At 59.2% G+C, this 12,290-nt stretch carries 13 protein-coding genes; 7 read left to right on the top strand and 6 right to left on the bottom strand.

The window, feature by feature from the left end:
- The first annotated feature begins 17 nt into the window (after positions 1-17).
- Complete coding sequence (locus tag M5B98_RS10040) at positions 18-602, top strand: hypothetical protein (protein ID WP_248742612.1); 585 nt, start codon at positions 18-20, stop codon at positions 600-602.
- 158 nt (positions 603-760) lie between these two features.
- Here the strand turns inward: M5B98_RS10040 and M5B98_RS10045 are convergent, their stop codons facing one another.
- Both M5B98_RS10045 and M5B98_RS10050 read right to left on the bottom strand, forming a co-directional pair.
- Positions 761-1,978 (bottom strand): argininosuccinate synthase, encoded by a 1,218-nt coding sequence (locus M5B98_RS10045; RefSeq protein ID WP_007963976.1) that lies wholly within the window; start codon positions 1,976-1,978, stop codon positions 761-763.
- 129 nt (positions 1,979-2,107) lie between these two features.
- A complete protein-coding gene (locus tag M5B98_RS10050) occupies positions 2,108-3,016 on the bottom strand; it encodes a flagellar protein MotY (RefSeq protein ID WP_085699676.1) in 909 nt (302 codons plus the stop codon).
- A 160-nt stretch (positions 3,017-3,176) separates the two neighbouring features.
- Here M5B98_RS10050 and pyrC point away from each other — a divergent pair, with 160 nt between their 5' ends.
- Both pyrC and rnt read left to right on the top strand, forming a co-directional pair.
- Complete coding sequence (gene pyrC / locus M5B98_RS10055) at positions 3,177-4,223, top strand: dihydroorotase (protein WP_248742613.1); 1,047 nt, start codon at positions 3,177-3,179, stop codon at positions 4,221-4,223.
- Complete coding sequence (gene rnt, locus M5B98_RS10060) at positions 4,220-4,894, top strand: ribonuclease T (RefSeq protein ID WP_085709496.1); 675 nt, start codon at positions 4,220-4,222, stop codon at positions 4,892-4,894. The genes pyrC and rnt overlap by 4 nt, the downstream gene beginning before the upstream one ends.
- A 74-nt stretch (positions 4,895-4,968) precedes the next feature.
- Here rnt and M5B98_RS10065 read toward each other — a convergent pair whose 3' ends face one another.
- The gene (locus tag M5B98_RS10065) at positions 4,969-5,571 is read right to left on the bottom strand and encodes a peroxiredoxin (RefSeq protein WP_007963972.1); all 603 of its coding nucleotides are present in this window, start codon (positions 5,569-5,571) and stop codon (positions 4,969-4,971) included.
- A gap of 291 nt (positions 5,572-5,862) precedes the next feature.
- On the opposite strand from M5B98_RS10065, the gene M5B98_RS10070 reads away from it, so the two are divergent.
- The gene (locus M5B98_RS10070; RefSeq protein WP_003227725.1) at positions 5,863-6,081 is read left to right on the top strand and encodes a bacterioferritin-associated ferredoxin; all 219 of its coding nucleotides are present in this window, start codon (positions 5,863-5,865) and stop codon (positions 6,079-6,081) included.
- Positions 6,082-6,280: 199 nt separating this feature from the next.
- Positions 6,281-6,757 carry a bacterioferritin gene (gene bfr, locus M5B98_RS10075; protein WP_011335740.1) on the top strand — a complete coding sequence of 159 codons (477 nt, stop codon included), beginning with the start codon at positions 6,281-6,283 and terminating at the stop codon, positions 6,755-6,757.
- A gap of 106 nt (positions 6,758-6,863) precedes the next feature.
- On the opposite strand, the gene grxD is transcribed toward bfr, so the two are convergent.
- The 3 genes from grxD to M5B98_RS10090 form a co-directional block, all read right to left on the bottom strand.
- Complete coding sequence (gene grxD / locus M5B98_RS10080) at positions 6,864-7,205, bottom strand: Grx4 family monothiol glutaredoxin (protein ID WP_039765841.1); 342 nt, start codon at positions 7,203-7,205, stop codon at positions 6,864-6,866.
- Positions 7,206-7,302: 97 nt separating this feature from the next.
- Positions 7,303-9,408 (bottom strand): molybdopterin oxidoreductase family protein, encoded by a 2,106-nt coding sequence (locus M5B98_RS10085; protein ID WP_248742614.1) that lies wholly within the window; start codon positions 9,406-9,408, stop codon positions 7,303-7,305.
- A 137-nt stretch (positions 9,409-9,545) separates the two neighbouring features.
- Positions 9,546-9,836, bottom strand: a complete 291-nt coding sequence (locus M5B98_RS10090; RefSeq protein ID WP_065258633.1) for a hypothetical protein — start codon at positions 9,834-9,836, stop codon at positions 9,546-9,548.
- 392 nt (positions 9,837-10,228) lie between these two features.
- Here M5B98_RS10090 and argF point away from each other — a divergent pair, with 392 nt between their 5' ends.
- Positions 10,229-11,149 (top strand): ornithine carbamoyltransferase, encoded by a 921-nt coding sequence (gene argF, locus M5B98_RS10095; protein WP_248742615.1) that lies wholly within the window; start codon positions 10,229-10,231, stop codon positions 11,147-11,149.
- Entirely contained in the window at positions 11,146-12,255 is a 1,110-nt protein-coding gene (locus M5B98_RS10100) for an ABC transporter ATP-binding protein (RefSeq protein WP_248742616.1), read from the top strand. Before argF ends, M5B98_RS10100 begins: the two co-directional genes overlap by 4 nt.
- Positions 12,256-12,290: the final 35 nt, after the last annotated feature.

Raw genomic sequence — 12,290 nt, forward strand, 5'->3', positions numbered from 1 at the left:
ACTCATGAGTAAAGAAAATGTTAAAGAACAACAGAAAAATCACCAACCCCATCAGTGTCATTGCCATATTCGCGTTTATCTCCGAAACGTCCGCAGCGGTGTCCTTGCCCTTCCTTGATAACGACGAACGGGAAATCTACATCTGGTTTCTGATCAGCTTTCCATTTTATTTGTTATTCCTGTTCTTCATTACATTGAACTTCAACTACCGATCCCTTTATGCGCCCTCCGATTTTGATAACGACAAGAACTTTCTCAAAGCTTTTAAAGATGAACCCCCTGACATTCTCGGCGAGTCTACAGCTCAATCGAATACAGGACCGCACACCATAAAATTACCAAAACCACTGAGCACACTGTGCATCATTGATATTCGAGGCCCGAACACCGAATCAAAAATCGACACGCAATTGAAAAAAATCCCACACCCCGGTAAGAACTTACCAAGAATACTCCTCGTTTTAGCCGACGACATGTCAGATATTTTACCGAAAGAAAATTTCGCCAAAACGCTAAAACAAGGAAAAAAAACCATGGGAACGACGCATTGTATTATTTACGATGTCCACTCGCTGAACATCACTGTATTGGGAAAAGTTTAAATTGAGGCGCGGATACACGAAGCGCATCAGTGCGATGCACAAAGTACCCATTGATACGGAAACGCTAATCGGCAACGATCAGGTAAACAGAAGGGTTTTACAACATAGCGGCCTTGTCACAACGACAAGGCCGCTATTTCACATCAGGCCCGATGGGCTCAGAACAGCTTGCGGCCCTTGTTGGCAGCAATACGCATGCGCAGTGCGTTGAGCTTGATGAAGCCCGCCGCGTCGGCCTGGTTGTAGGCGCCGCCGTCTTCTTCGAAGGTCGCGATGTTGGCGTCGAACAGCGAGTCGTCGGACTTGCGGCCGGTCACGATCACGTTGCCCTTGTACAGTTTCAGGCGCACGACGCCGTTCACGTTGACCTGGGATGCGTCGATCATCTGTTGCAGCATCAGACGCTCAGGGCTCCACCAGTAGCCGGTGTAGATCAGGCTGGCGTACTTCGGCATCAACTCGTCTTTCAGGTGAGCGACTTCGCGGTCCAGGGTGATCGATTCGATGGCGCGGTGAGCGCGCAGCATGATGGTGCCGCCCGGGGTTTCGTAGCAGCCACGGGACTTCATGCCGACGTAACGGTTTTCAACGATGTCGAGACGGCCGATACCGTGTTGACCACCGATCTTGTTCAGGGTCGCCAGTACGGTGGCCGGGGTCATTTCGACGCCGTCCAGCGCGACGATGTCGCCGTTGCGGTAGGTCAGTTCCAGGTATTGCGGGGTGTCGGGAGCCTTCTCCGGGGAGACGGTCCAGCGCCACATGTCTTCCTCGTGCTCGGTCCAGGTGTCTTCCAGCACGCCGCCTTCATAGGAGATGTGCAGCAGGTTGGCGTCCATCGAGTACGGGGATTTCTTCTTGCCATGACGCTCGATCGGGATCGCGTGCTTCTCGGCGTAATCCATCAGCTTCTCGCGGGACAGCAGGTCCCACTCACGCCAAGGGGCGATCACTTTCACGCCTGGCTTGAGCGCGTAGGCACCCAGCTCGAAACGTACCTGGTCGTTACCCTTGCCGGTCGCGCCGTGGGAAATGGCGTCGGCGCCGGTTTCGTTGGCGATTTCGATCAGACGCTTGGCGATCAGCGGACGCGCGATGGAAGTACCCAGCAGGTACTCGCCTTCGTAAACGGTGTTGGCGCGGAACATCGGGAACACGAAGTCACGCACGAATTCTTCGCGCAGGTCGTCGATGTAGATTTCTTTGACGCCCATGGCCTGCGCCTTGGCGCGAGCCGGCTCGACCTCTTCGCCCTGACCCAGGTCAGCGGTGAAGGTCACGACTTCACAGTTATAAGTATCCTGCAGCCACTTGAGGATCACCGAAGTGTCCAGGCCGCCGGAATACGCCAGAACGACCTTGTTTACGTCCGCCATGCCATCACTCCACGGGGTTCTACGGAAAGCCGAGGAGTCTACCGCTCAAACGCGATAATTTACAGAGGCGCGACAGCTTAAGACGACAAAGCGACAGAATCTGTCGAGAGCGCGACGATGACCGACCGGTCAGGAAGTCGCCGCGGCGTTGGCAGGCGTACTGGCTTGAGGTGCTGGAGCGGTAACCGGTGCCACCCGGGCCAACTTCACGCTGACCCGCCGGTTTTTCGCCCGGTTGGCGGCGTTGGTGTTCGGTACCAGCGGGTATTGCTCGCCGTGGAAACGCACGGTGATTTGCGATTCGGCGATGCCGTTGGCCTTGAAGAAATCGACCACCGCCAGCGCACGACGGCGCGACAGCTCACGATTGGTCAGGCGATTGCCGCTGTTGTCGGAATAGCCATCAAGCTCAATATGATTGACCGTCGGATCGGCCTTCATGAACTCGAGCATCACTTGCAGTTTGGCTTTCGCGGCGGCATCCAGATCGGTGCCTTCGCCCGGAAAACCGACCTGCGAATTTTTGACCTGATCGAAATTCTGCGGGAGCAGTTTCGCCACGCAGGTCTGATAGTCGTTGAACGCCTTGCTGAATTTGACCGGCAGCAGACGCACTTCGGAGACCCGGCCATCACCGGAGGCACGTCGCACCACCGGGCTGCGACCCTCCAGCAAACCGCTGATCAGCCCGCCGGCCTGCGATTGCGAACTGTTGAACAGCACGTTGCCGGTGCCGATCCTGACGCTGCCCAGATTGATGTCATTGCGCCCCGGCTGCCAGGGCGCTGCCGCCGCCAGCAAGGTTGCCGAACCACCGCCCAGCATCGCGTTGTAGGCATTCAGGCGAAAGATCGCTTGCTCGCCGGCCTTGCGCACGAACTGGCCCGAGCCGAAATCGGTGATCGGCTGCGTCAGGCGGCATTCGAACTTGTCGCCTTCGACCGTCCACTCAATGTTCTCCAGACGGGTCTGGTAGGTCAGTGCCATCGCGGGAAGACTGGCAAACACACTGAGCAAGGCTAAATAACGCTGGCGCACGGGAGGCTCCATTGGCTTCTACAACAAAAAAGACCGATACATACATGTTTACGGCATACCTATGGGATATCGGACGCTCGTCGCAAAACTTGATAGCGAGTGCCTGCAAGAGTCTTTTCCGGTAGCATTCGCCTCAGTTTGACCCGCCTGGAATCCCCTCATGTCCGACAGCCTGACCCTGCTGCGTCCCGACGACTGGCACATTCATCTTCGCGATGGTGCCGTGTTGACCAATACCGTTGCAGATGTTGCGCGCACCTTTGGTCGCGCCATCATCATGCCTAACCTGGTACCTCCGGTGCGCAACGCCGCTGAAGCCGACGGCTATCGCCAGCGGATTCTCGCTGCCCGCCCGGCCGGCAGTCGTTTCGAGCCGTTGATGGTGCTGTACCTCACCGACCGTACCCAGCCCGAAGAAATTCGTGAAGCCAAGGCCAGCGGTTTTGTCCACGCGGCCAAGTTGTACCCGGCCGGCGCCACCACCAACTCCGATTCCGGGGTCACCAGCATCGACAAGATCTTCCCGGCGCTGGAAGCCATGGCCGAAGTCGGCATGCCGCTGTTGATCCACGGTGAAGTCACCCGTGGCGACGTCGACGTGTTCGACCGCGAAAAAATCTTCATCGATGAGCACATGCGCCGCGTGGTCGAGCGTTTCCCGACCCTCAAGGTCGTGTTCGAACACATCACCACCGGCGATGCCGTGCAGTTCGTCAACGAGGCTTCGGCCAACGTCGGCGCGACCATCACCGCGCATCACCTGCTGTACAACCGCAACCACATGTTGGTGGGCGGGATCCGGCCGCACTTCTACTGCCTGCCGATCCTCAAGCGTAATACCCATCAGGAAGCTCTGCTCGACGCGGCCACCAGCGGCAGCGCGAAGTTCTTCCTCGGCACCGACTCGGCGCCGCACGCCCAGCACGCCAAGGAAGCCGCCTGCGGCTGCGCCGGCTGCTACACCGCGTACGCTGCCATCGAGTTGTATGCCGAAGCCTTCGAGCAGCGCAATGCGCTGGACAAGCTCGAAGCGTTCGCCAGCCTCAACGGCCCGCGCTTTTACGGTCTGCCGGCCAACACCGACCGTATCACCCTGGTTCGTGAAGAATGGACCGCCCCGACCAGCCTGCCCTTCGGCGAGCTGAACGTTATCCCGCTGCGCGCCGGTGAAAAACTGCGCTGGCGCCTGCTGGAGGAACACGCGTGAGTGAAGACCATTTCGACGACGAACTGGACGGTCAAGGTGGCGGCGGTTCGCGCCATCCGATGGCAGCACGCTTTCGCGGCTACCTGCCGGTTGTCGTCGACGTAGAGACCGGTGGCTTCAACTCGGCCACCGATGCGTTGCTGGAGATTGCCGCGACCACCATCGCCATGGATGAAAAGGGTTTCGTCTACCCGGATCACACCTACTTCTTCCGTGTCGAGCCGTTCGAAGGCGCCAACATCGAAGCGGCCGCGCTGGAGTTCACCGGGATCAAGCTCGATCACCCGTTGCGCATGGCAGTCAGCGAAGAGACGGCCCTGACCGATATCTTCCGTGGCGTGCGCAAGGCCTTGAAGGCCAACGGTTGCAAGCGCGCGATTCTGGTCGGCCACAACAGCAGCTTCGACCTGGGCTTCCTCAACGCTGCCGTCGCGCGGCTGGACATGAAGCGCAACCCGTTCCACCCGTTCTCCAGCTTCGACACCGCGACCCTCGCCGGTCTGGCGTACGGTCAGACCGTACTGGCCAAGGCCTGTCAGGCAGCCGACATCGACTTCGATGGCCGTGAAGCGCACTCCGCGCGTTACGACACAGAGAAGACCGCCGAGCTGTTCTGCGGCATCGTCAACCGCTGGAAACAGATGGGCGGCTGGGAAGACTTCGACGACTGATGGTCGTCGGGTTAAATCCCGCGCATGAAAAAACCGGCTCAAGAGCCGGTTTTTTTGTACCTCGACGTTGCGCCTTACAGGGCAGCAGCGTTCTCGGTCAGGTAAGCCGCAACGCCTTCCGGCGAAGCGTTCATGCCTTTGTCGCCTTTTTTCCAGTTGGCAGGGCAGACTTCGCCGTGCTCTTCGTGGAATTGCAGAGCGTCGACCAGACGGATCAGCTCTTCCATGTTACGGCCCAGCGGCAGGTCGTTGATGATCTGCGAGCGGACAACGCCTTTGTCGTCGATCAGGAACGCGCCACGGAAAGCCACGCCGCCTTCGGATTCAACGTCGTAAGCCTTGGCGATTTCGTGCTTCATGTCGGCAGCCATGGTGTATTTCACCTGGCCGATGCCGCCATTGTTGACCGGGGTGTTGCGCCAGGCGTTGTGGGTGAAGTGCGAGTCGATCGACACAGCGACCACTTCTACGTTGCGCGCCTTGAAGTCAGCCATGCGGTTGTCCAGAGCGATCAGCTCGGACGGGCAGACGAAGGTGAAGTCCAGCGGGTAGAAGAACACCAGGCCGTATTTGCCTTTGATGGCCGAGGACAGGGTGAAGCTGTCAACGATCTCGCCATTGCCGAGTACGGCCGGGACGGTGAAGTCAGGGGCTTGTTTGCCTACGAGTACGCTCATTGATATCTCCTGGTGTAGAAACTTGAAGTTCAGGGTCCGCGCCAGCCTGTCACCCTCAGGCGACAGCCCTGTGACACGAACCCCCTTCGCAAGGGCCGACCATCATACACTGCGTTTTTCGACTGTCCTCAAAGGTTTTTCGCGAAATCCCGGCTGGCATTCAGCCATGTACCACCGTTCGTCAGTCACAGCCGTTGGTGATGAAAACCGTTGGGAAAGCACTTTGACAATCATTCTCGTTAACATTAAGATCCATCGCAATTGAGCCACAACCAGCGACGGTTCTCACTTATGTATGTTTGCCTCTGCACTGGCGTCACCGACGGACAGATCCGCGAAGCGATCTATGAAGGTTGCTGCAGCTATAAAGAAGTCCGTCAGGCCACCGGCGTAGCCAGCCAATGCGGCAAATGTGCCTGCCTCGCGAAGGAAGTGGTACGCGAAACCCTGACCAAGCTGCAAACCGCCCAGGCCGCGATCCCCTACCCTGTAGAATTTACTGCAGCGTAATTGCACCCAATTCGAAGAACCGGACTAATGTCCGGTTTTTTTATGCCTGCAAATCAATTGCTTAGCGACTAGACGCGGAACACAAACATTCTTATTCCGATTAATTTTCATATATTATTCAATAACTTAGGTTTGACACTTATAAATACCAAGCTCAAACTCTGCCGTATATACCGCTACTTAGGGCAGGACTCCCATCATGAAAGGCGACGTAACAGTCATCCAGCATCTCAACAAGATCCTTGCCAATGAGCTGGTCGCGATCAATCAGTACTTCCTGCATGCGCGCATGTATGAAGATTGGGGCCTGAACAAGCTGGGCAAGCACGAGTACCACGAATCCATCGACGAGATGAAGCACGCGGACAAGCTGATCAAGCGCATCCTGTTCCTCGAAGGCCTGCCAAACGTGCAGGATCTGGGCAAGTTGCACATCGGCGAGCACACCAAGGAAATGCTGGAGTGCGACCTGCGTATCGAGAAGACCGGCCACGCCGATCTGAAGGCCGCCATCGCTCACTGCGAATCGGTTGGCGACTTCGGCAGCCGCGAACTGCTTGAAGACATTCTCGAATCCGAAGAAGAACACATCGACTGGCTGGAAACCCAACTGGGCCTGATCGATAAAGTCGGCCTCGAGAACTATCTGCAATCGCAGATGGGCGAAGACGAGTAATCAGCAAGCGCTGAACCCGAGACATTAAAAAGCCCCGCCCTCTTTCGAGAGGCGGGGCTTTTTATTGCCCGGACTTCAGACTCGCCGAAATCCGGGCTGAAACCAATCAGGCTTCGGACTTGGCCGCAGCAGCCTTGGCGGATGCTTCCTTGACCAGAGTCTGCAGCTCACCGTTGGCGAACATTTCAGCCATGATGTCGCTGCCGCCGACCAGTTCACCGGCTACCCACAGCTGCGGGAAAGTCGGCCAGTTGGCGTACTTCGGCAGGTTGGCACGGATTTCCGGGTTCTGCAGGATGTCGACGTAGGCGAACTTCTCGCCACAGCCCATGACGGCCTGCGCAGCTTTCGCGGAGAAGCCACACTGCGGGGCATTCGGCGAGCCTTTCATGTAAAGCAGAATGGTGTTGTTGGCAATCTGCTCTTTAATCGTTTCGATGATATCCATGGAGCACCTCGGCTGAACTTTCCGACTCATGGGTCGGCACGGTGGCGCATTGTAACGGAATCCCGAGCGCGCTGCTCGGTCTCCCCGACAGACATGCTCAAGCCGCCGCCACCGTCACCGGTACACCATTGAGCGCTGCATTGCCCGACAACTCGTCGAGCTGGCATTCATCGGTCAGATCGTTGGCGCTGGAGCCCGGCTGGCCGCTGGCAATCGCCATCTGCACACCCGGTCGAGCATGGCCCCAGCCGTGGGGCAGGCTGACCACGCCCGGCATCATGTCCGCACTGCCGAGCACCTCGACCTCGATCTGCCCGACCCGTGAGCTGACGCGCACAAGCTGGCCATCAGTGAGCCCGCGACTGGCGAGATCCTCCGGGTTCATCAGCAACTGATGACGCGGCTTGCCCTTCACCAGTCGATGATAGTTGTGCATCCACGAGTTGTTGCTGCGCACATGACGGCGACCAATCATCAACAGTTCATCGGCGGCCGGCGCCTGCAAGGCAGAGAAACGCGCCAGATCGGCGAGAATTTCCGGCGGCGCTGCCTGGACGCGTTGATTGGCAGTCTTCAAGCGCGGTGCCAGATTCGGCTTCAGCGCCCCCAGATCGACGCCGTGCGGATGATCGAACAGCGTCGCCAGCGATAACTTGTGCTCGGATGCATCGCCATACAAGCCCATGCGCAAACCCATGTCGATCATCTTCGCCGGCGGCATCGTCGGCTTCAGCTCCTTGTCGGCCTTCGCCGCAAAGGCCTTGGCCAGGCCGACGAAGATCTCCCAGTCATGCAGCGCACCTTCAGGTTTGGCGAGAATCGCCCGGTTGAAACGGGTGACGTTGCGCACCGCGAACAGGTTGAACGTGGTGTCGTAGTGATCGTTTTCCAGCGCCGAGGTGGACGGCAGGATCAGGTCGGCATAACGGGTGGTTTCGTTGATGTACAGATCGACGCTGACCATGAACTCCAGCCCGTCCAGTGCCTGCTCCAGTTGCCGGCCGTTGGGCGTGGACAGCACCGGGTTGCCGGCGACGGTGATCAACGCGCGAATCTGACCCTCGCCTTCGGTGAGCATCTCTTCGGCCAGCGCCGAGACCGGCAGCTCGCCACCGTACTCCGGGCGCCCCGAGACACGGCTTTGCCATTTGTTGAAATGCCCGCCCGAGGTGGACGCCACCAGATCCACCGCCGGCTCGGTGCAAAGAGCACCGCCCACCCGGTCGAGGTTGCCGGTCACCAGATTGATCAATTGCACGACCCAATGGCAGAGCGTGCCGAAGGCCTGAGTGGAAACCCCCATCCGGCCATAGCAGACGGCGCTTGGTGCAGCGGCGAAGTCCCGGGCCAGTTGGCGGATCTGTTCGGCGGGAACGGCACACAATGGGCTCATGGCTTCGGCCGTGAATGCCGCCACCGCTGCGCGCACGTCGTCGAGACCGTCCACCGGCAGATGGCTGTCCGACGTCAGTCCTTCGCTGAACAGCGTATTGAGCACACCAAACAGCAACGCCGCATCGCCACCGGGACGCACGAACAGATGCTGGTCGGCCATCGCCGCCGTCTCGCTGCGCCGCGGATCGACCACTACCACTTTGCCGCCCCGGGCCTGAATCGCCTTCAGGCGCTTTTCCACATCCGGCACGGTCATGATGCTGCCGTTGGACGCCAGCGGATTACCGCCCAGGATCAGCATGAAGTCGGTGTGATCGATGTCCGGGATCGGCAGTAGCAAGCCGTGGCCGTACATCAAGTAACTGGTCAGGTGATGGGGCAATTGGTCGACAGAAGTGGCCGAATAGCGATTGCGGGTTTTCAGCAGGCCCAGAAAGTAATTGCTGTGGGTCATCAGCCCGTAGTTGTGCACGCTCGGATTGCCCTGATACACGGCGACCGCGTTCTGCCCGTGTTGCGCCTGAATCGCCGAGAGCTTTTCAGCCACCAACTCAAAGGCCTCCTCCCACTCGATCGGCAACCATTCACTGCCAACCCGGCGCATGGGCTGGCGCAGGCGATCCGGATCGTTCTGGATGTCTTGCAGCGCCACGGCCTTGGGGCAGATGTGCCCGCGACTGAACGTATCCAGTGCGTCACCCTTGATCGAGGTGATCTGCACCTGGCCGTCGGTTTCAGTGGTTTCGATGCTCAGACCGCAGATGGCTTCGCACAGGTGGCACGCACGGTGATGGAGAGTCTTGGTCATGGCCAGTCTCTGTCTTGTTCTGGGCAGACAATAACGCCTGCGGGAACAAAACTATGGCGCGTGGCCGGGCGTGGCGCCAGCGACGTTCGTCTTGTGAATCGACGACCATCAGGCGTGCCGATAGCCCTTCATCGCGATCAGTTGGAAGGCAACTGGGGCGGTGCGGCCAGTTGGATTTCCTGAATGGTTTCAATCTGCTCGTGGGCGACGTGCACGCCGGTGAGTTCGCCGATCAGTCGCCAATGCTCGTCGAGCCCGGTGCTGATGGTCGCCATGCGATCGATCATGTGGCGGCCGGCGGTCTTGACCACTTCGTCTTCACTGCGCAGCAGTTCGAAGGACAAGGAGGTGACCGATGCGGTCAGGTGGGTCAGTGAGCGAGCCGTGTGGCCCAGCAATTCCATTAACAGTTTTTCTTTCGATTCCATGCGGAGGCTTCCTGCGTCGCTCGTGAGTTATTTATAACCCAGCACTTTGCTTTAGCAAATGTTTCAGGTCTGACATCCGACCGGCGCTTCCATGGCCGAGCGGTCGTAAACCGACCAGGCCTGCTCCATCCCCGCCCTGCCTGATTGCCAAGCCCGGCGGCGCCAGTGTACAAAGGTCTGGAATCCGGCTCAAAACCGGCGCTTCGAGTGACCGCGCCACTCCCGCACACTCCGCAAAAATCGTAGCCTATTGGAAAAACGCGACATTTAGTGTCAATATCGCGCCTCCCCCTATTTCGTCGCCCCGTGCGGCTTACGCCGCAGGTCTCGCCCGTTGTTCCTGTAAACAAGGCTTTGAGCATCTGCGGTTTGTAGCAAAAAGGTAGTCAATGATGAGCGCAAGGCACTTTCTCTCCCTGATGGATTGCACGCCCGAAGAGCTGGTCAGCGTGATCCGTCGAGGCGTTGAGCTCAAGGACCTGCGTAACCGCGGCGTACTGTTCGAGCCTCTGAAAAACCGCGTCCTGGGGATGATCTTCGAGAAATCCTCGACCCGTACCCGGATCTCTTTCGAGGCCGGCATGATCCAGCTCGGTGGCCAGGCGATCTTCCTTTCGCCGCGCGACACCCAACTGGGCCGTGGCGAGCCCATCGGCGACTGCGCCATCGTCATGTCGAGCATGCTCGATGCGGTGATGATCCGTACCTTTGCCCACAGCACCCTGACCGAATTTGCCGCCAACTCCCGTGTGCCGGTGATCAACGGCCTGTCCGACGACCTGCACCCGTGCCAGTTGCTGGCCGACATGCAGACCTTCCTCGAACACCGTGGCTCGATCCAGGGCAAGACCGTGGCCTGGATCGGCGACGGCAACAACATGTGCAACAGCTATATAGAAGCGGCGATCCAGTTCGACTTCCAGTTGCGTGTGGCTTGCCCGGAAGGCTACGAGCCGAATCCCGAGTTCGTGGCCAGGGCCGGTGATCGCGTGATCATCGTCCGCGACCCGAAAGACGCCGTGCGCGGCGCGCACCTGGTGAGCACCGACGTCTGGACCTCCATGGGCCAGGAAGAAGAAACCGCCAAGCGTCTCCAGCTGTTCGCGCCTTTCCAGGTCAATCGCGCCCTGCTCGACCTGGCCGCCGAGGACGTGCTATTCATGCACTGCCTGCCCGCCCATCGCGGGGAGGAAATCAGCCTCGATCTGCTCGATGACCCGCGCTCCGTCGCCTGGGATCAGGCAGAAAACCGTCTCCACGCACAGAAGGCCCTGCTCGAGTTCCTCGTAGAACCGGCATATCACCACGCATGAGTCATGAATTACTGCTGAACCTGCGCAACCTCGCTTGCGGCTATCAAGATCAACGTGTGGTGCAGAACCTCAATCTGCACCTCAACGCCGGTGACATCGGTTGCCTGCTCGGCTCCTCGGGCTGCGGCAAGACCACCACCCTGCGCGCCATCGCCGGTTTCGAACCGGTCCACGAAGGGGAAATCCAGCTCGGCGGTGAAACCATCTCCAGCGCCGGTTTCACCCTCGCCCCGGAAAAACGCCGGATCGGCATGGTGTTCCAGGACTATGCGCTGTTCCCTCACCTGAGCGTCGCAGACAACATTGCCTTCGGCATTCGCAAGCACCCGAACAAGGAGCGCGTGACCGAAGAACTGCTGGAACTGGTGAACCTGAAGAACCTCGGCAAGCGCTTCCCGCACGAATTGTCCGGTGGCCAGCAACAACGTGTCGCCCTCGCCCGCGCCCTGGCGCCGGAGCCACAACTGCTGCTGCTCGACGAACCGTTTTCCAACCTCGACGGCGAACTGCGACGCAAGCTCAGCCATGAGGTGCGCGACATCCTCAAGGCCCGTGGCACCAGCGCGATTCTGGTGACTCACGATCAGGAAGAAGCCTTCGCCGTCAGCGATCACGTTGGCGTGTTCAAGGAAGGCCGGCTGGAGCAGTGGGATACGCCGTACAACCTCTACCACGAACCGGCGACGCCGTTTGTGGCGAGCTTCATCGGTCAGGGTTACTTCATTCGCGGCCAGCTCGGCAGCCCGGAATCGGTGCACACCGAACTCGGCGAACTGCGCGGCAATCGCGCCTACACCTGGCCGACCGGCGGTGCGGTGGATGTGCTGCTGCGTCCGGATGACATTGTTTATGCACCGGACAGCGGCTTGAAAGCACGGATCGTCGGCAAGACATTCCTCGGCGCCTCGACTCTGTATCGCCTGCAGCTGCCGACCGGCGCGCAACTGGAATCGATCTTCCCGAGCCATGCTGACCATCAGGTTGGTGCGGATGTCGGGATTCGCGTGGCGGCGGAACATCTGGTGTTGTTCCAGGCGTCCGGCAGCACTGCTGCGCAGATTCCGGCCGTGGAAAACGGTGTTCGCCGGTATAGCACTGCCCACTGACCCGCATGAAGAAGAGGGAGCCTGATGGCTCCCTC

Source organism: Pseudomonas sp. MWU12-3088 (assembly GCF_023242405.1).
Lineage (GTDB): Bacteria > Pseudomonadota > Gammaproteobacteria > Pseudomonadales > Pseudomonadaceae > Aquipseudomonas > Aquipseudomonas kribbensis.